The organism is Stenotrophomonas sp. YJH_SMC_81 (genome assembly GCF_059370875.1).
In genome coordinates this window covers 368,329-385,438 of sequence record NZ_JCAFUB010000004.1, presented here as the reverse complement: position 1 = coordinate 385,438, position 17,110 = coordinate 368,329, and the positions used below count along the sequence as shown (strand labels likewise).

Annotated in this window: 17 protein-coding genes, 5 tRNA genes and 1 riboswitch; of the genes, 5 read left to right on the top strand and 17 right to left on the bottom strand. The window is 61.8% G+C overall.

Annotated elements, in window-relative coordinates:
- Positions 1-312: 312 nt before the first annotated feature.
- Positions 313-516, bottom strand: coding sequence for a helix-turn-helix domain-containing protein (locus AC5P8U_RS11265; protein ID WP_061478465.1), 204 nt, complete (start codon positions 514-516; stop codon positions 313-315).
- 111 nt (positions 517-627) lie between these two features.
- Here AC5P8U_RS11265 and AC5P8U_RS11260 point away from each other — a divergent pair, with 111 nt between their 5' ends.
- Positions 628-1,029, top strand: coding sequence for a helix-turn-helix domain-containing protein (locus AC5P8U_RS11260; RefSeq protein ID WP_061478466.1), 402 nt, complete (start codon positions 628-630; stop codon positions 1,027-1,029).
- Positions 1,030-1,051: 22 nt separating this feature from the next.
- A riboswitch (Fluoride riboswitch) is annotated at positions 1,052-1,115 on the top strand.
- 81 nt (positions 1,116-1,196) lie between these two features.
- On the top strand, positions 1,197-1,589 hold the full coding sequence (gene crcB, locus AC5P8U_RS11255) for a fluoride efflux transporter CrcB (RefSeq protein ID WP_072166715.1): 393 nt from the start codon (positions 1,197-1,199) through the stop codon (positions 1,587-1,589).
- A 3-nt stretch (positions 1,590-1,592) separates the two neighbouring features.
- Here crcB and AC5P8U_RS11250 read toward each other — a convergent pair whose 3' ends face one another.
- The gene (locus tag AC5P8U_RS11250) at positions 1,593-2,426 is read right to left on the bottom strand and encodes an AraC family transcriptional regulator (protein WP_005415997.1); all 834 of its coding nucleotides are present in this window, start codon (positions 2,424-2,426) and stop codon (positions 1,593-1,595) included.
- A 183-nt stretch (positions 2,427-2,609) separates the two neighbouring features.
- Between AC5P8U_RS11250 and AC5P8U_RS11245 the strand changes: the two genes are divergently transcribed.
- Complete coding sequence (locus AC5P8U_RS11245; protein WP_188241106.1) at positions 2,610-3,686, top strand: alpha/beta hydrolase family protein; 1,077 nt, start codon at positions 2,610-2,612, stop codon at positions 3,684-3,686.
- Between the two features lie 22 nt (positions 3,687-3,708).
- On the opposite strand, the gene AC5P8U_RS11240 is transcribed toward AC5P8U_RS11245, so the two are convergent.
- From AC5P8U_RS11240 to AC5P8U_RS11220, 5 genes are all read right to left on the bottom strand, one after another.
- Positions 3,709-3,978 carry a hypothetical protein gene (locus AC5P8U_RS11240; RefSeq protein ID WP_005415995.1) on the bottom strand — a complete coding sequence of 90 codons (270 nt, stop codon included), beginning with the start codon at positions 3,976-3,978 and terminating at the stop codon, positions 3,709-3,711.
- A 218-nt stretch (positions 3,979-4,196) separates the two neighbouring features.
- Complete coding sequence (locus AC5P8U_RS11235) at positions 4,197-5,111, bottom strand: ADP-ribosylglycohydrolase family protein (RefSeq protein ID WP_447897178.1); 915 nt, start codon at positions 5,109-5,111, stop codon at positions 4,197-4,199.
- Positions 5,112-5,231: 120 nt separating this feature from the next.
- Positions 5,232-5,331 (bottom strand) — tRNA-Ser (locus AC5P8U_RS11230).
- 123 nt (positions 5,332-5,454) lie between these two features.
- Positions 5,455-6,651 carry a hypothetical protein gene (locus tag AC5P8U_RS11225; protein WP_447897179.1) on the bottom strand — a complete coding sequence of 399 codons (1,197 nt, stop codon included), beginning with the start codon at positions 6,649-6,651 and terminating at the stop codon, positions 5,455-5,457.
- Positions 6,632-7,672: a nucleoid-associated protein gene (locus tag AC5P8U_RS11220; protein WP_447897180.1), complete on the bottom strand. Its 1,041-nt coding sequence runs from the start codon at positions 7,670-7,672 to the stop codon at positions 6,632-6,634. Before AC5P8U_RS11220 ends, AC5P8U_RS11225 begins: the two co-directional genes overlap by 20 nt.
- 530 nt (positions 7,673-8,202) lie before the next feature.
- On the opposite strand from AC5P8U_RS11220, the gene AC5P8U_RS11215 reads away from it, so the two are divergent.
- On the top strand, positions 8,203-8,406 hold the full coding sequence (locus AC5P8U_RS11215) for a hypothetical protein (protein ID WP_414616937.1): 204 nt from the start codon (positions 8,203-8,205) through the stop codon (positions 8,404-8,406).
- 528 nt (positions 8,407-8,934) lie between these two features.
- Here the strand turns inward: AC5P8U_RS11215 and AC5P8U_RS11210 are convergent.
- From AC5P8U_RS11210 to AC5P8U_RS11190, 5 genes are all read right to left on the bottom strand, one after another.
- Positions 8,935-9,651, bottom strand: a complete 717-nt coding sequence (locus AC5P8U_RS11210; protein ID WP_438915166.1) for a hypothetical protein — start codon at positions 9,649-9,651, stop codon at positions 8,935-8,937.
- Complete coding sequence (locus AC5P8U_RS11205) at positions 9,641-10,192, bottom strand: hypothetical protein (RefSeq protein ID WP_438915165.1); 552 nt, start codon at positions 10,190-10,192, stop codon at positions 9,641-9,643. Before AC5P8U_RS11205 ends, AC5P8U_RS11210 begins: the two co-directional genes overlap by 11 nt.
- Positions 10,193-11,096: 904 nt before the next feature.
- Positions 11,097-11,170, bottom strand: a tRNA-Cys gene (locus tag AC5P8U_RS11200).
- 66 nt (positions 11,171-11,236) lie between these two features.
- Positions 11,237-11,312, bottom strand: a tRNA-Gly gene (locus AC5P8U_RS11195).
- 142 nt (positions 11,313-11,454) lie between these two features.
- Positions 11,455-11,530 (bottom strand) — tRNA-Gly (locus AC5P8U_RS11190).
- A gap of 133 nt (positions 11,531-11,663) precedes the next feature.
- Between AC5P8U_RS11190 and AC5P8U_RS11185 the strand changes: the two genes are divergently transcribed.
- A complete protein-coding gene (locus tag AC5P8U_RS11185) occupies positions 11,664-12,113 on the top strand; it encodes a hypothetical protein (protein ID WP_188241108.1) in 450 nt (149 codons plus the stop codon).
- Positions 12,114-12,117: 4 nt separating this feature from the next.
- Here the strand turns inward: AC5P8U_RS11185 and AC5P8U_RS11180 are convergent, their stop codons facing one another.
- The 5 genes from AC5P8U_RS11180 to AC5P8U_RS11160 all read right to left on the bottom strand — a co-directional run bounded on the left by AC5P8U_RS11180 (position 12,118) and on the right by AC5P8U_RS11160 (position 17,054).
- Positions 12,118-13,038: an HlyD family secretion protein gene (locus AC5P8U_RS11180; RefSeq protein ID WP_188241109.1), complete on the bottom strand. Its 921-nt coding sequence runs from the start codon at positions 13,036-13,038 to the stop codon at positions 12,118-12,120.
- Positions 13,035-13,763: an ABC transporter ATP-binding protein gene (locus AC5P8U_RS11175; protein ID WP_329846507.1), complete on the bottom strand. Its 729-nt coding sequence runs from the start codon at positions 13,761-13,763 to the stop codon at positions 13,035-13,037. Before AC5P8U_RS11175 ends, AC5P8U_RS11180 begins: the two co-directional genes overlap by 4 nt.
- 10 nt (positions 13,764-13,773) lie before the next feature.
- Positions 13,774-14,913: an ABC transporter permease gene (locus tag AC5P8U_RS11170; protein WP_447897181.1), complete on the bottom strand. Its 1,140-nt coding sequence runs from the start codon at positions 14,911-14,913 to the stop codon at positions 13,774-13,776.
- Entirely contained in the window at positions 14,910-16,373 is a 1,464-nt protein-coding gene (locus AC5P8U_RS11165; protein WP_088497727.1) for an efflux transporter outer membrane subunit, read from the bottom strand. The genes AC5P8U_RS11170 and AC5P8U_RS11165 overlap by 4 nt, the downstream gene beginning before the upstream one ends.
- Positions 16,374-16,978: 605 nt before the next feature.
- Positions 16,979-17,054, bottom strand: a tRNA-Gly gene (locus tag AC5P8U_RS11160).
- Between the last annotated feature and the right edge of the window lie 56 nt (positions 17,055-17,110).

Here is a 17,110-nt window from a genome sequence, read left to right as displayed (position 1 = left end):
ACTTGCGAGCTACTGAAAGACTCCCGGGCTTCACGTCCGGTTGATCCCAATTAGTCATAGATTTCACGACAGGTCAATTACATACCGCGACTTTCGTGATCGAAATTATTAATCGTTCACGAAACCACATACGGGGAGACGGGGTGCCCGGATGGGTCGGACCCGACACACTGCCCCGATTTCCCCGGTCCCGCCCTGGTAGGCGCCATCGATGGGCCAGCCCCGTTTCATCGAAGTTTCCAATATTGCTAAGCATACTTAGCAAATACTGTTTAGAGTGCTATATGCGACAAAAGGCGGCGTAGTTGGGGCTTACTCGCCCTGCGTCGCCTCAGTCGCGGGGAACAGGTTGGGATAGCGCTGATGCAGGATGTATTGGCGTAGCGCAGGAATCGGGAAGTTCTTGGGCCATTGCGACACGGCAGATCGGCTTATGCCAAAAAAGCGCGCCAGTTCGGCATCGGTCCGGAAACCCAGCCGGGCGCGTACCTGCCCCTTGCTCCAGAATTCGGTCACGGTCGGTCCTTCTGTTAACCAGACTTATTCTTGGAACAAGGGAACTTTGCGATCCACGCGTTAAGCTGGCTTGCATAGATGAATACTCTCGGCCAACGACTCGCCATTGCCATGAAGAAAGCCGGGCACCCTCGCCCGGCCGATCTGGCCCGCGCCGCCGATTCGACGACGGCAACCATCAGCAACTGGCTCAACGACCATGTCAGCCCCGCCCATGTGAAGGCCGAACAGCTGTTCCGCATCGCCGATGCGGCCAAACTGGACGCGCGTGAACTGCTGTACGGCGTGAGCGGGCTTGGCGTCGGTGAGCGGGGCAATACCTATATCCCCAGCCAGGCCCACCTGGATGTCTGGCAGGACGCCTATGAACTGGTCAGCCATCTGGTGGAGGAGAAGGGATTGCAGATCGACCATCGCCGCCACGCGGCCCTGGACCTGCTGGCCTTCGAACTGCTGATGGACGGCTTCAGCCGCAGCAAGGTCATCCGGGTGCTGACGACCTCGATGACGTGAATGCACTACCACTGGTAGCATGGTCGCGGATGGGGATGGGGCTCCCCCGATAACCGCCCGAAAGGGCTGATGGCTCCTGCCAGGACGAACCGGTCTTCGTCGATGGCGGGCCGTGCCTGCCGTCGGCGTTCGCCATCGAATCAGCGAACCCCCAACCGAGGCACGTGATGCACGCATTGAACAATTATCTGCTGGTCTTCATCGGCGGCGGGCTCGGCGCCTGCCTTCGCCATGCCTGCAACCTGATCGGTACGCGGGTAGCGGTCGGCAGCCCGTGGCCGTGGTCGACCTTCCTGATCAACATCAGCGGTGCACTGCTGATGGGCGCGCTGGTCGAAGCCTTCGCCCTGCGCAATGGCGCCTCGCCGCAGTTGCGCCTTCTGCTGGCCACCGGCGTCCTCGGCGGCTACACCACATTTTCCACCTACGCGCTGGAAATCGGTCTGCTGCTGCAGCGCGGCCAGCATGGCCTGGCAGCGTTGTACGCCGGCGGTTCGGTGGCGCTGGGCCTGGTTGGCCTGTTCGGTGGCATGAAACTGGCCCGGCTGGTGCTGGGCTGAGGCTCAGCCCGCGCCGGCGCGGGCCTGTCCGCGCCACTCCCGCGGCGACTGTCCGGTATGTGCCTTGAATGCACGCGACAGTGCGGCTTCGCTGCCATAGCCGACGTCGTCAGCGATCCGCTTCAATGGGCGCCCCTGGCGCAGCGCCTGCTGCGCCAGGCCCACCCGCCAGCCCTGCAGGTACTGGCCCGGGGTAGTGCCCATCGCCTCACGGAAACTGGCAGCAAAGACGCTGCGTGACATGCCGGCGACCTCGGCCAGGTCTTCCAGGGTCCAGGACTGTGCGGGCGCCTCATGCATCGCCACCAGCGCCAGCCGCAGCCGCGGATGCCCCAGCCCGGCAAACAGGCCACCACGCATCTCGCCCCCTTCCATCAGCTGCCGCAGCACCTGGATCATCACCACCTCGAACAGCCGGTTGACCATCGCCGCACGCCCGCAGCGCTGCTCGAAGGCTTCTTCGAACAGCAGCTCCAGCGCTGCGTTGCCGCCGTACAGATCGGCCAGCGGCAGGCAGATGAAATCGGGCAACGCCGCGCTGATCGGGTTGAGCCGCCCGCCCTCGAAATGCAGATTGGCGCAGGCCATGTCGGCGCCGTGCTGCGGATCGGTGCTGAACCGATGCGGCATCGGCCGTGGGTACAGCAGCAGGCTCGGCACCTCGACCTGGACGGTCTGCTGGCCATGGCTGACCTGCAACGGGCCACGTCGCACCAGATGCAGCTGCCCGGCGTCATCCTCGCCCGCCAGCGAGTTGATGCCGCACAGCGCGCCGGCATGGAACACCGAGGCGGTAACCGCAAAGCGTTCAAGCAGAATGGCGAGACGGTCGACCATGACGGGACCCTGGGTAAAGTAGAAAGAGATCAAGGCGACACATCGTATCGGAATCCTCCCGTAGCGGACGTGATCAATTCCGGGAGCGGGCGCCCCCCAGCCCGCCCTTCCTGCGGCAGTGCAGCGCGCGCAACATTTCGCTGGCATCTATGCTCGGGGTCATTCCCGCATGGAATGACCCCGATGCCCGCCCTGCTTCGATGCGCCCTCGCCCTCGGCCTGCTGCTGCCTTCGACGACCTTGCTGGCGTCAGCGCCAACGGCGGCACGCACGCTGAGCGGCGAGCTGCAGGGCGCGCCGTGGCGCCTGGACGTGCCGGCCGACTGGAACGGTGACCTGGTGATGCTGGCGCACGGCTACGAGCCGGTAGGCATGCCACGTGCTACGCCGATGGCTGCCAATGACGGCACCGCGCCATTGCTGGCTGCAGGCTACGCCGTCGCGCAGAGCGCCTATGCCAGTCAGGGCTGGGCGGTGGCCGATGCGATCACCGACATGGAACGCCTGCGCCGGCATGCAATGGCTGAACTCAAGCATGTGCGCCATATCTGGATGCTGGGATTTTCGATGGGCGGCACCGTGACCCTCGCCAGCCTCGAACGGTTCCCGCAACACTACGCCGGTGGTGTGTCGCTATGCGGCGCCAATCTCAGTGGCGAACAGATCGCGAGTGATCTGCTGACCACGCTGGTCGCTTTCGATTACTTCTTTGCCAAGGCCGAAGGCCTGCCGGCTGCGGGCCTGGTCTCACGCGAAGCGGCTGCGCTGCCACAGGGCGAACTGTACCAGGGCATCTCCAATGCGCTGCAACGCAGCCCCTCGCATGCCGCGTTGCTGGCACAGCGGCTGCAGGTGTCCGCTGATGCACTGGCCGGCACGATCAGCCTGCATGCACTGGTCCTGCACGAACTGGCTACGCGCAGTGGCGGCATGCCGGTGGGCAACAGAGGTGTGGCTTACAGCGGCTTCGGTGACGACATGGCGTTCAATGCCGGCGTGCAACGTGTCGATGCTGTGCCTGCCGCGCAGGCCGCTGTCCGCAGGGAGCTGGCATTGAGCGGTGCGTTGAGGCGACCGCTGGTGATCCAGTTCAACAACAACGACCCGACGATCTTGCCGCGCATGCAGACGGTGTATCCGCAGATGGCCGCACGGGCCGGCGCCCGTCCGCTGCCACAGGTGCTGCCGCCCGTTGGCGAAGGCCATTGTGGCTTCTCCGGCGCGCAGATCATCGAGGCGTTGAAGGCCGCGCAGCGTTGAGCAATCGCGGCCCACGCGCAGGTCAGCCGCCCAGCGTGCCCATCGTGAAGGTGTAGCCCGAGCTCATCAGGAATTCGCGCATGCGCATTTCCGCGCGCCGTGGTGAGGCCAGGTTGGCCGGCGCGTACAGGGCATACACCAGGCCCGACCCTTCGATATGCTCGCGGCGCACCCCGCAGCGGGCGGTTTCCGAGGCGATGACCCATCCGTCCTTCAGCCGATCCGGGCCAATGGATTGCCCGTTCTTCAAGCGGAAGGTCAACCAGCGCACATCTGCCGTGACTTTGCTCATTTCCGTTTCGCTCCGTGGCTGGAACGACGCGTGATGTCCTTGCTCGCCATTGCGGCTCCCTGAGACGTGGAACTCGACCATAGCGCCTTTCCATGTCGTGGCCGGCTGAGACTGGCGACCCGGGCGCGGCGAACTGCTGCAACCGATGCAGCACGGCGTCGGAAATGGCGGCCGCAGGGAGCGTCCTGCCGGCGCAGTTCACAGGCAGGGAACCCGACTCACGCAGCGCAGTCGCTGCCCTGATTCAAGGCGTGCAGCGCATCGGCCAGCGCCTGGATTTCGGCACGCAGGGCCAGCCGCTGCAACCACCGCCCGGGGATTCCGCGCGCACCATGGAATGCGCCCGCCAGCTGCCCCGCAATGGCGGCCGTGGTGTCGGCGTCCTCGCCAAGATTGGCCGCCTCGAGTACGACGGCTTCAAAGGTGTCGTGGCGATCAAAGCACCAGAGTGCAGCTTCCAGACTGTCGGCAACATAGCCATTGCCACGGATCTGCTCACGCGTGGCACCGCGGTAGCCGCCCGCCGCGATCTGCTGCAGCCGCGCGCTCTCGACGGGGACATTGCTGAGATCCAGCACCGCGTCACGGGTGCCACCTGCCAATGCCCGCTCCAGCGCGACGGCAAGCAAGCGGCACGCCTCCAGGCACTCCTGCGCAGCGTGGGTCGTTCGCGAACTCAGCTCGGCTATTGCCTGCAGATCGCGAGTCCCGGCGTAGCGCAATGCCACCGGCGCCAAACGCATGATCGAGCCATTGCCGGCGCTGCGTGGGTCGTCACTCCCCGCCAGCGGTTGGCCGTCCTGCAGGAACCGGTCGATGGCAGCCCGCGTTGCCATACCGATATCGAAGCACTCGCCGGTCGCACTCCAGTACCCATGCCGGTACCAGTTGGCGTAGCGGTTCATCTGATCGTGCACATCGAAGGTGTCACAACGCACCAGGCTCTCGGCCAAGCACATCGCCATTGAGGTATCGTCGGTCCATTGCCCCGGCTGCAGCTGGAACGGCCCACCACCCACCATGTCGGTGATCGGGGTGAAGCTGCCACGAGGCTTGAACTCCAGCGTGGTACCGACGGCATCGCCGCACGCGAGGCCGAGCAAGGCGCCGCGGAAGTGATCAATCTGGTTCATCAGGCAAGTGTAGCGCCGCCGCCGCCGCCATGACTGACCGCCAGCCGCGCAACGATCGTGCGAGCGCGAAAGCGATCGCAGCCAACAAAAAAGCCCTGACCGGAGTCAGGGCTTTTCAATTGGAGGCCTCAAGCGGAATCGAACCGCTGTAAACGGATTTGCAATCCGGTGCAAGAAATTACAAATCAATGACTTAACCAACAAAGACACCCAATACGCCACCTTCTTTGCGCGCGATAGGGCTATTAAGAAAGCCCATTCTTACCATTGCAGGGTTCACGCGGCGCCTGCATAACGCGCCTCTGCCGACGGCGAGCGGAATGCCCACGGCGAGCTCGCAACTTCAGTGCAGACAGAATGCAAGCTTCACTAGCGCCAGTCCGCCCGCGCTGACGCTGCCACCCAATGCGCTATCCAAGGAGGCGTATGCGGCGAAGACGAAAACCACCACCGAAAGGATGAGTACGACGGTCAGCGTTCTTTGTTGGGTCTCGGCCCGCTTCTCCAACGCCGAAAAAGCGGGGATGTACATGGCCGACACAGCATCGGGCTGGCCTTCAAGATTCCTTCTCCGAAGCGCGATTTCAGCACTGATCGCAGACACAGAGTTTCTTTGATTCCTAATCAGAAGAAACATCAGAACTACAAATACGGCCACACCCAGAAAAATTGCAGCATTCCTATAAACCTTCCCAGCCTCAAACGTTGCGCCCGCGACAAGAATAGCTGCGGGCAACGCTAAAAGCTGATTCTGTATCTCGGAAAACGTTTTATTGAGGCGCAAGGTATCTTCCAAGTTCTGCTTATCCACTTCTTTCTGAACGGACGCTGCCGAAAACTTTGCGAGTAGCAACGCATACGATGCCCGCGAGTTTTTCATGACCACATCGAATCCACGAGCCACCATGGCAAGCGGAATCGTAGCTATTCCCTTTGCGAGGTCCGCCAAGCAATCCCGCACAATATCTCGCTTCTCCTCGGCGTGAAAATCAGAATGAAGAAAGCTTGACAAAAACTCCTCAACCCCATCGATGGAAACCAACTCCGTCACCGAAAAATCCATCTCCACACGAAATTTTGCGTCCGGCCTTACCACAAAATTAATAAATTTTTCCGCTGCTGAAGGATAGTCCCCTACGTCCCTGACAATCTCAGACAAGCAGATCATGTCATAATAGCTTGCAACGTCGGGCGGAGCAGCGTCGCGCGCACCGGGCCCAGAGTACCGACTATCACGAAGGAAAAAGCGGCTGGGGACGCTCCTTCGATGACTGACACTAGTGCACAAGAGTTCCGACAGCGACGCATACACTCCTGCATTCTGAGGGGTGAAGGTAATAAGGCGTTCTCGCTCATCAGTGCCTGCTATCAGTCGCGGCGCTACCCGCCCCAAGCGCTCGACCACGCCGGAGAAGTCATGGCCTCTAGAAAGCCGCCCCTGCAGCAGAGCGTCATCCAAAGCAGACGGCTTTACCTCTTCCAGCTCGTCTAGAAGCCATATTGCCGCAGATTGCGCATCATCAGGGACCAGGTGTGACATTGTCCTCGATTTCCTTCTTCAAATCCGCAGAGGGTCCGAATATCAGGAGTGCGTCGCTATTATCGTCGTACGCAACGCGTCCCTGGCGCACATCCTCAACTTCGAAAGCTACGGCCACTGTTCCCATTTTCCCACGAATACGACGCAGACTGCTATAAGTCGTCCGATCAGGCTTGAATTGATGGCTAACCTGATAGGTACCCGCCCCCACCCCTGTCGTAACGTACTCCTCGAATAGATGGGGTTGCAGCGGATCGACCGCAACCGCGATTGCAGCGAGAACCACCTCTTCTTTATTAGATGAAAAGCAATCGAAAAGACGCTCCCTCACCTCAGTCCACACCTTTTTCTTGGCCTCTTGATCAAGTAAAGGCAGGCTTGTCACATATGCACTGGCCGCCGCAATCATCTGCGAAGTGTGATGCTTACTACTGGTGTAGACGACGCACGAAAGCGCCTCTCGGAAGTAAGCAGTAACTTCATCAGCTCCGCGCCCCTTAATAAAAGTAAGATAGGGTTCCTCCCCGAACTGCCACCTAGTAACATTAAGCCTTGCGGCCTCATGGAGCTTATCCGTGTCAATCACCAGAGTGGGCATCAAGTCCAAGCTAACCTCGTCAATACCTGCACCTTCACGCAGCTTCAGCATGGCGATCAGCAGAAATTCATCACCACCCGAAGTGTAGTGAACGAAGAAGGCGTGCCCCCCATTTGAAAGCGGAGCCTGCTCCATCTTATCGCCGATGATCTTGACCACATGCGCAGTGAATTCACTGAAGGTCAACTGAAACTTTATAAACTCCCCAACGCGCACAGGGAATCTGTGAATATCCTCATCAACACCGAATGTTCCGGTGTTATTTCCTTTACGTTGGAACAGATTCAAAGTCTGCGAGCAGACCGAAGTAAGCGTGCTATCCAACGGGAGCGGATTGTCGCGCAGGTGAACCTGCACGCTTCCAGGTCCCGACGAATGCTGGTCCTTGCCCAGCTTGTGAACAACTGCACCTTTGATTTCCATTGCGCCCCCTGGCACTTCCATGCGTGATCGCGCCGTAGCTTATAGCGCATCATCAGCCAAATTGCTCCATGCCAAAGGAAATGCCTCGTACTACGCCTTACTTTCGACCCAGCTCGCTCCGACCAAGCCCAATCCACGCCTTCATCGGGTCTTTCGCTCTCGGCAGCACCGGCCCTTCCAGGTACTGGCCGCAGGAGCGTCCTTGGCCTGCCACACCTGGCGCGCATCCAGGCGGATGTAAGGCTCCATCCTTGCTGCACCTGACATTGGCGATCTTCCGGCCGTTCCACCACAACGCCCAGCGGTGCCCCAACTGAGCCCCGCCAGAAGAGATCGGAGCGGCGCGGAAGCATTGATTGCCATACGAATGGTGCATGTGCGGAAGCATAGCGACCGGCCGTCGCAGATCCTGCGAACGCAACGGGCGCCTACTGCGGCGTCCACGCCGTGCCGAAGCGCCCCACCCTAGTCTCAGCTGGCGCGATTGGTCCTCGCTACGGTGTGGCTCCCAAAGCCCTCTGGAATAGGACATGAGCGACGAAACCTTAGTGAATGGCAGATTCGTTGGCGACGACACGTCATCTACACTGACCCTCACTGTGGACGGCGATGTTCAGGTGACCGTGATTCTGAACAAGCCTGGAAATCAAGGCAGCCAACGTGAGATCCGGCGCGAGGCAGCGATCAAGGCCGTCGAGTTGTTGCTGTTCGAAGCCAATCGCGGACCCGTTTAGCTGGCTCTGCAGAGTGTCTGCTGACCCTAGCCACCTAAAGCAACAGGGTCGAGCCTGACTCGACTCTGTGCCGGCGCGGCGTAGCTCACGCACCCCCACGCGGAGCAACGTGCGGCCCCAAATGCAGCGAGGTTGATCGGCCCTATAAGATGCGAATCGCGCGGGTGCTACCCCGCTTTAGAAGCGTCGACTTCAAGATGCTACCATCCAAGGGTCGCTACATACGGATACAAAGCATGGGTGGTTTAAGCATCTGGCATTGGGTCATCCTAATGGCGGTCTTCCTGATTCCGGTGGGCATCATTGCGGCAGTGTTTAGCATCCTGCGTCGCCGCAAGAAGTGAAGCGTCAATCAGACGCACAAATAAGCAGGGGCCGCGAATGCGGCCCCTGCTTCTAGAGACGCTGAGTTACAAGTCCGCCAACGGATCATGCACTCAACGGCGCAAACCTTAGCGACGCCGGCGCTACTACAGGTAATCGCTTTGACAGCCCCGTCGAAGACGGGCCAGATAGCCAAGCAACCAACTACGGCCTCGGCCAAGATCCGTCCGGCGCCATGTTCTTCTTCAAATCTGCAGCCCTGCGATCAGCAAAAGCACGTTCGGGAGGGGTCATCTGGCCGAATTTCGCCTCAAGAACACCAGCTGCTTTTGAATCCCCAGCGAGATAGGCTAGTCGCAAGTACGCCATTGCCAGAGGAGGATTCATCAACTCCTCCGATTGCATATAGGCATCTGACGTTAGATACAGACCATAGATATTTCCTTCGCGCACGAAGCTATCAACCATCGACCCCACCACATCCCTGTACTTGCCATCCCTCAACAAAGCCTGTCCATATAGGCTTTTGTCAACGAGTGACCCTGAATTTTCCGCCGCAAGCCTCAAAGACTCAGTGCTAGCCGCAAGAGAACTCTTGATCTGATCGGGCGTTGGGTATCCCCTGGCCTGCAACCATTGTGCCTCCTCAGGGCTTGCCGCAACCAGCGGATCCCTGTTGCATGACCCCTCATCTGCCCTACATGCATAATATTGCTGGAGTGCACTTGGAGGCAGGCCGGCGACCCCCTTGGATCCACCCCGCCCTCCCTCAGCCCCCTGCTGATCATCGTTGACCTTCGCTGGCGACTCCGCAACAGGATGGTCAAAATCAGTAGTTTCAGACTTCTTGCACCCAACCAGATTCGCCACAACCATTGAGGCCATGGCGATTGCAAACACAAACCGAATCTTAGCATCCATTTCGTCGCACCTCACCAAACCAAAGATTGCACGCGTTCTGCTCATTCGCCGCCTCGATCTTCACCGAAAGCGAATTTTCAGGTGCAAACCAATTGATCACCGTTTGAGGAATCCCTAAATCAGTGAGAACAATCCCCGTGCGATTAAGCCAAGCCTGAAAGAACGATGTGAAAGACAAATTTGCTTCAGCATTAAGGCGCTCCACCGTCCCAAGGCAAGCCTTGAGCCCTGGTGAAACTCCACCCGGATACGGAGACATTGGGGGATTCGCGAGATCGAACTGCCTCTGATAGTCGCACGCCTGCACCATCCCATCAATCAGCGCAGTATTATTATCATTGACCGACTTTCGAATATCAGAGTAATCCGCCGTATGCTTAGTTAGTGCGGAAAGAATTTGAGCCCGAGCCTGAGGCGAAATATTGCCATTCGAAAGATTAGACAGAGCAGTAGCGAGACCAGACCCCAACATGAACTTGTCAGCAGCATAATCCGCACCCTGCACAGGAATCTCTGACGTGCAGCCGGTCGGCTTCGACATCAATAGCACTGGGCAGTACTGCCCCCCTGATCCACCGCCGGTCCCACCCCCTGGCGGCGTTCCACCACCGACCCACTCACATATCTGAATATCAGGCTCCTGATGAGCGTCTCCGCCACCGACAGATACCTCGCCCGATTGTGTTCGACAAACCCACTCGGCCTTCGCACTCAATGGGAGCACCAAGCCTGCAAATAGAGCACATGACCATAACATCCGTTTCATAATCGTCTCCTTGAAAATAACCAAAGGACATCCATTTAGTAACGACAGAAAGCAGATACACTTACTTCCATTGGCGAAGCCCCGGCGCGGTTCGGGAATCCAGCGACGCCAACTGCACTTGCACTGCCAGTTGAATCAGCCGCGCCCCCTCTTGTCAAGGTCTATCATCAGAAGAGCCCCCCCTGACAAACACCTCGGTATAGCAATCGTGCGTCGGGGAGTGCGGATAGATGTGCCTCAGTAGACGGCGCTTGCCGCCCGGCCAGGAAATGATTGGCTTTGGCATGGTTTCTCAGTATTTGCGATAGGGGAAGCCGACAATCCCGCCGCCCTCGCGAGGGCGATGGGGCCACGGCCAATGCCAGGTGCTGAGATCACCTGTGTTGCGGCGCTGCCCGGATGCTTGCCGGCATTCGGGCGGCGCCCTGTCTTGCTAGATGGTCACTTCGATGGGGCAGCAGTCCCGCCCGCTTGATCGTGTACTGCCAGGAGTCGCCCCGGCGTCGCTTGGTTGCCATCCCTGCTCAAACTCACGTAAACGCACTCGGCACATGTTAACGCGAGTTTGCCACCCGAAAACGGGTGGCAGACCGATGATTTCAGGGCCGAATCAGGGGATTTTGGCTAGCACCGCCAAACGTCAGGCAAAGAAAAAGCCCTAATAAATCAGGGCTTTATTTGGAGGCCTCAAGCGGAATCGAACCGCTGTAAACGGATTTGCAATCCGGTGCATAGCCACTCTGCCATGAGGCCAACGTACTGCGCGCCAGGAACCCAGCCCTGACAAGACAAAACCCCAAGATGGGGCCTGTCGGAACATGGAGCGGGAAACGAGACTCGAACTCGCGACCTCAACCTTGGCAAGGTTGCGCTCTACCAACTGAGCTATTCCCGCGTAAGCCGACATGCTACCGGAAATCCGGAAAACACACCAGCGATTTCACTTTTCTGACTGCGCGTAAAGCCTTGTGGCCCAACGTGCCCTGCCTTGCCGGGGCGGGAGAAAAACAAGGCCCCTACCGGGGCCCTGTAGAATCTGGAGCGGGAAACGAGACTCGAACTCGCGACCTCAACCTTGGCAAGGTTGCGCTCTACCAACTGAGCTATTCCCGCAGATTCCATTCGACCTGCGTCGAAGGAGCGCTATTGTGTCCAAATTCCTTCACGCCGTCAACAGCCTTCACATCATGCGGTCACGAGCGTCCGGGTTGGGGTACGCTGCCCCGCCCAAGCACGGACACCGCCGATGCCTAGACGCTACGTCCGCCTGTTCTGGTTGCTGGTCGCGCTGACCTGGTTGGCGCTGATCGCCGCACTGGTCAATGCTGGCTTCACTCCGGACTACTGGCTGCTGCATCGCCTGGAAGGCGCCCAGCTGCCCTATCCGACCAGCACCGTCATCGTGTTCGCGTTGCTGGGCACGGTTGAACTGGTGGTGGCGGCGCTGATCGTGCGCCCGTGGAAACTCAAACGCCTGTGGCTGCGCCTGCTAATCGCCTTCGCCCTGCTGCTGGTCTGGTCGATACCGTGGATGCTGTCGGCGATGCACCAGCCTCCGGTACAAGGCATGCACCTGCTGTGGTTGCTGCTGCTGGACGTGGGATTGCTGCTGGCGCTGTGCGTGGTGTCGGCGGTGAGCGCGTGGCGGACGCTCTGCCGGCGCGGGTCACCACAGACTCCCCCGCCGCAGCGCTAGAGACCTACTTCCGGAACTCCACCCGCACGTGCTGGCCGAAGCGCGCCTTGGCTTGCCCATCGAACTCCAGCACGCACTCCACCACTTTGGCCACGCCACGCCCTGCATCTTCAGGCAGGCGTGCCTGCGCGAACACCGGACTGATGCGCACCACGCGTGCAGGCGGCAGCGTGCCCGTGTTCTCCGCACCATCACTATCCGGCACGACAGTAGCCTTCATGCCCACCTGCACGGCATCGGCGTAGGCGGCGCTGAGTTCGGCGCGCACCTGCAGCGGGCGCGCCGGCAACAACGAGATCACCGGCTTGCCCGCCTGCACGAAGGCACCGACGCCCGGCACCTGGCCGACCACGGTGCCGGCTTCCGGCGCGCTCAATGACATCTGCTGCAGTCTCAGCTTCGCGTGCTCCAGCTTGTGCTGCGCCATGTCGACCTGCGCACCGGCCACGTCGACATCGGCACGCACACCGGCCAGCTGCTGTTTGGCCGCATCGGCCTGCTGGTTCGAGGACACACCTTCGCTGGCGCCCGTGGACAGGCGGGTGGCGTTGCGTTCCAGTTCGCGCAGCTGCGCCTGGCTGCCCTTCAGGCGGTCATTGGCCAAGGCCAGATCGGCGGTGGCCATTGCCACTTCCTGCTGCAGCAGGGCGCCATCCAGCGACAGCAGCAGCTGCCCCTTCTTCACCGTGGCGCCTTCCTTCACCGGCGCTGCAGTGATCGAGCCATCCACCGGCGGTGCCAGTGCGATCAGGCCACCTTCGACGTCAATGATGCCCCGCGCCACGGCGACCTTGCCGGCGGCGGCAGTACCCTCCTTGCCCGAGGGGGCCGATGCAGCGGTGGGCGCTTCCCTGGAACAGGCGCCGAGCAGCAGTGCCGCGGACAGGGCCAGGCTGAGGGGAAGCAGATGCGACGTCTTGGTCATGGGGCGGACTCTACGGTTTCGTTCTGGCGGCGGTCGTCACGGACCATGCCGTCTTCCATGGCGATCACCCGATCGGCATGCCGGATCAGGCGCGGATCGTGGCTCACGCACAGCACGGTGGCGCCCTGCGCACGTGCGTAGCGATGCAGGATGTCGATCACGCGCTGACCGTTCTCGGCGTCCAGCGCGCTGGTGGGTTCGTCTGCGAAGATCAACGTCGGCGACTTGGCGAACGCGCGGGCGACAGCGACGCGCTGTTTCTCGCCACCGGACAGCTGCGCCGGGCGCATGTGGCTGCGGTGGCTGAGGCCGACTTCTTCCAGAGCCATGCGGGCCAGCGGCTCGCTTTCGCGATTGCGCATGCCGCGGTAGCCCAGTGGCAGCTGTACCTGCTCCAACGCAGTCAGTGCCGGGAACAGGTTGAAGCCCTGGAACACGAAGCCGACATGGTGCAGGCGGAAACGCTCCACTTCACTGCGGGTCATGTGGCCCACGTCCTGGCCCAGCGCATGCACGCGACCGCCATCGGGTGCGGCCAGGCCGGACAGCAGCGACAGCAGCGTGCTCTTGCCGCAGCCGGACGGGCCGGATACCAGGGTCAGCTCGCCGGGATAGATGTCCAGCGACAGGCCACGCAGCACCGGCACCTGCACATCACCGGACATGAAGCCTTTTTCCAATGCTTCGGCCTGCAGGGTCGGGGCGATGGCGCGTGTGGAAGTCATCGGCCGGTCCTCAACGCAGCAGCAACGATGGATCGGAGCGGACGACGCTGCGCACCGCCATGATGCTGGAGAGCATGGCCATCACCGCCACCAGCGCCACGCAGCCGAGGATCACCATCGGCGTCAGCTGCACCGGTACGCGCTGGGTCTGCGCGATCAGCAGCACCACCGTGCTGAACGCCGCCGCCAGCAGCATGCCTACGCCACCGATCAGCAATGCCTGCTCGAACACCACCCGTGCCAGCGCATAGCGGCCTGCACCGAGCGCATTGAGCGTGGCGTACTCGCGCACCGAACCTGCCACTACCGAGGCGAACGACTGGTTGGTGATCACCGCGCCGACGAAGCAGACGATGACGGCCATGAACAGCACCGCGATGCCGGCGCCGGTGTCGAACAGCCAGTATTGCTGCGAACGGCTGGCGAACGCCGGCGCGGTCCAGAACTCGACCGGTGCGGCCTGGCCCATCGACGCGGCCAGGCGGTCACGCACGCGGTCGGCCAGGTCCGGCGAGCGCAGGCCCGCCACGAAATAGGTGCTTCCCGCGTGTGGGTCGGTGCCGGCGATGGCGCGCGCGGTGTCCAGCGAGGCCAGTACGTTGACACCACCAAGGCCCCGCAGGCCCGGTTGTGCAGCGACCACGCGCACCGCCTTGCCATTGATCCAGGCACGGTTGTTCTGCAGGTCCACGCCCAGCGTATCCAGATCGGCGCTGTCGACGATCACCGCACCCGGCTCGCGAAGCTGCGCGCGCAGGTTCGCAGGGAGGATGCGCGCGAACATCATCGCGTCGTCCCGGGTGGAGATGCCGGACAGGTACACCGACACATTGCCGGTGCCCTGCGCGCCGGACCGCCATTCGCCATCGACCCACTCGTAGGGCTCGACGCGGGTGACATCCGGGTCCATGCGCAGATGGCTTTCCACATCCGCGCTGATTGCATGGCCGTAATTGACGCTCTGGGTGCCGGGGAAACCAGCCCAGATATCGGCCGAGGACGCCTTCACGTAGATCGCGGCGGTACCGAAGATGCCCAGCACCAGTGCGGCCTGCACGATCAACAGCACACCGGCGAAACACATCGCCAGCACCACCGGCAGGAACCGGCGCCACTCATAGGCCAGGGTCTTGCGCGCGAGTGCGATCATTGCGGTTCGCCCTCACCCTCGGCAGGCAGCGGGGCACCGCCGAGGGCGCGGTACAACGATGCAAAGGCCAGCACGCGCGCACCCTGTGCAGCGATCAGATCAGCCTGCGAGGCGAGTGCGGCGCGTTGCGTGTCGAGTCCGTCGAACTCGCTGGACAGGCCCAGCTGCACCTGCCGCGCCTGGCGCTTGACCTGCTGGTCGGCGGCATCATTGGCCACACGCAGCGACTGGATGCTGCTGTCCTGGCGCGCCAGGCTACCCAGTGCACCTTCCACTTCGCCCACGCCTTCCAGCACCGCCTTGCGGTATCCCAGCAGCGCGGCGTCCAGTTGCTTCTCATCGGCATGGAAGCGCGCGCGACGCTGGCCCCAGTCCCATAGCGGAATATCGATGTACGGGCCGATCGACGGGCTGGAGTCGGAATTGGAACGGGCGTTCTGGGTGAGGTTGTAGGCATACAGGATCGAGCCACCCAGGCTGATCCGCGGATACATCGCAGCGCGCGCCGCGCCTTTGCTGGCGGCGGCCTGCATCACCTCCGATTCGGCCAGCAGGATCTGCGGTCGATGTCGCAGCAGGTCAGCCGGGACCTGCTGCAGCGTGAACGCACCCAGCGTCGGCGGCGTGCGATAGGCGTGCCAGGCCGGATCCGGGCCATCGCGGCCCAGCAGCAATGCCAGCGCACGGGCGGCGTTGTCGGCGTTTTCCCGCGCCTGCGCGATGGCGGCACGGGTGGCCGCCTGCCGCGCGCGCAGCCGTTGCAGCTCGCCCGGCTCATCCAGGCGCAGCCGCTGACGGACCAGCGCCAGCTGTTCGCCGCGGTCGTCCACGGCCTGTTGTCGGGCCAGCAGGTCCTGCTGGGCCTGGGCCACGGTCAGGTCGAGATAACTGCGCACCACGTCGGCGATCACCGCCACCTGCGCGGCATTGCGCAACGCCTCGGCATTGCCGGCCGAGGCCTGCGCGCTCAGCTGCGCGCTCTCGGCGGCGCCGAACAGCCCCAGGTCCCAGATCGCTTCGATGCCTGCATGGAAATAGGTGTCGACCGCGGCGGCGTCCTGTACCTGCTTGGCGCTGGCCGAGATTTCCGGCAGGAAGCGCGAATCCGAGGCGCCGGCGACGATCCGCACTGCCTGCAGGCGCAACGTGGCCTGCTGCAGATCAAGGTTGCCGGCGATGGCCCGGTCGACCAGGCCATCCAGCGCTGGGTCGGCCAGCACCTTCCACCACTGCCTGGCATCCACCGCCACGCCCTGGCCCTGCGGCACCTGGGTCCAGGCGGTGGGTGTGCGGTCAGGCAGGTCCGGAGCCGGCACCGACATGCAACCTGCCAGCGCCAGGCTGGTCAGCAGCGTGCCCGGGCGCAGCACTGCCTGCAGGAAGAGTCCGCGCCCGGTCCTGGGCACTGCCACTGGAGTGATACGCCTGACCACCAGCCCGCCAACGTGTAGAAGGAGCATGAAGGCTACCGTGCGATTGTGGAGCGAACATGGAGAAATCGTCCGAAAAAGGTCACAGCACGCGTGTGGTTCAGGCAACGCCGACCCAGACTTTCACTACGCTTTCAATGCGTTCCCGGCACGGAACACTGGACGACTTCCACGGCGTATTGCACATTGCGGTAATTCCTTGCTTCGATGCTGCACGACCGTGAAACACCCTCGCCGTTGGCTGCTGATTGGCTCGATCACGACAGCGACTGTCGGTGTGATCGTGCTCGTCCTGACCACCCCACTGGTCTCGAACGCCCTGCTGCTACTGATGGAGCGCAGCAACTTCATTCCCGCCGAATCCTCGATCCTCACCTTCGAGCCGTATGCGATCAACGACGGCTCGTCGAACTACTGGTTGTATGGGAAGGACCGCACCTACTACTACCACTTCACCTACGAGGATGACGTTCCCTACGTCTACATCCCGCAGGACAACCGCTGCCCCGGTTTCGACCGGCAGAATGCCCGGACCTGGTGCAGCGCCCTGCCCGGCAAGGCACGCTGGCGCGGTGGTGGTGCAACCGGTGTGACAAACGAAAAACGCTCCCTTTCGGGAGCGTTCTTCTTGAATCTGGAGCGGGAAACGAGACTCGAACTCGCGACCTCAACCTTGGCAAGGTTGCGCTCTACCAACTGAGCTATTCCCGCAGATTTCGTTCGACCTGCGTCGAAGGAGCGCTATTGTGTCGATATTGCTGCACGGC

Excerpts from the sequence above, each read along its gene's own strand:
- AC5P8U_RS11260 (WP_061478466.1), top strand. The coding sequence starts at position 628 with ATGAAGAAAGCCGGGCACCCTCGCCCGGCCGATCTGGCCCGCGCCGCC.
- crcB (WP_072166715.1), top strand. The coding sequence starts at position 1,197 with ATGCACGCATTGAACAATTATCTGCTGGTCTTCATCGGCGGCGGGCTC.
- AC5P8U_RS11250 (WP_005415997.1), bottom strand. The coding sequence starts at position 2,426 with ATGGTCGACCGTCTCGCCATTCTGCTTGAACGCTTTGCGGTTACCGCC.
- AC5P8U_RS11245 (WP_188241106.1), top strand. The coding sequence starts at position 2,610 with ATGCCCGCCCTGCTTCGATGCGCCCTCGCCCTCGGCCTGCTGCTGCCT.
- AC5P8U_RS11240 (WP_005415995.1), bottom strand. The coding sequence starts at position 3,978 with ATGAGCAAAGTCACGGCAGATGTGCGCTGGTTGACCTTCCGCTTGAAG.
- AC5P8U_RS11235 (WP_447897178.1), bottom strand. The coding sequence starts at position 5,111 with ATGAACCAGATTGATCACTTCCGCGGCGCCTTGCTCGGCCTCGCGTGC.
- AC5P8U_RS11225 (WP_447897179.1), bottom strand. The coding sequence starts at position 6,651 with ATGTCACACCTGGTCCCTGATGATGCGCAATCTGCGGCAATATGGCTT.
- AC5P8U_RS11220 (WP_447897180.1), bottom strand. The coding sequence starts at position 7,672 with ATGGAAATCAAAGGTGCAGTTGTTCACAAGCTGGGCAAGGACCAGCAT.
- AC5P8U_RS11215 (WP_414616937.1), top strand. The coding sequence starts at position 8,203 with ATGAGCGACGAAACCTTAGTGAATGGCAGATTCGTTGGCGACGACACG.
- AC5P8U_RS11210 (WP_438915166.1), bottom strand. The coding sequence starts at position 9,651 with ATGGATGCTAAGATTCGGTTTGTGTTTGCAATCGCCATGGCCTCAATG.
- AC5P8U_RS11205 (WP_438915165.1), bottom strand. The coding sequence starts at position 10,192 with ATGTCGAAGCCGACCGGCTGCACGTCAGAGATTCCTGTGCAGGGTGCG.
- AC5P8U_RS11185 (WP_188241108.1), top strand. The coding sequence starts at position 11,664 with ATGCCTAGACGCTACGTCCGCCTGTTCTGGTTGCTGGTCGCGCTGACC.
- AC5P8U_RS11180 (WP_188241109.1), bottom strand. The coding sequence starts at position 13,038 with ATGACCAAGACGTCGCATCTGCTTCCCCTCAGCCTGGCCCTGTCCGCG.
- AC5P8U_RS11175 (WP_329846507.1), bottom strand. The coding sequence starts at position 13,763 with ATGACTTCCACACGCGCCATCGCCCCGACCCTGCAGGCCGAAGCATTG.
- AC5P8U_RS11170 (WP_447897181.1), bottom strand. The coding sequence starts at position 14,913 with ATGATCGCACTCGCGCGCAAGACCCTGGCCTATGAGTGGCGCCGGTTC.
- AC5P8U_RS11165 (WP_088497727.1), bottom strand. The coding sequence starts at position 16,373 with ATGCTCCTTCTACACGTTGGCGGGCTGGTGGTCAGGCGTATCACTCCA.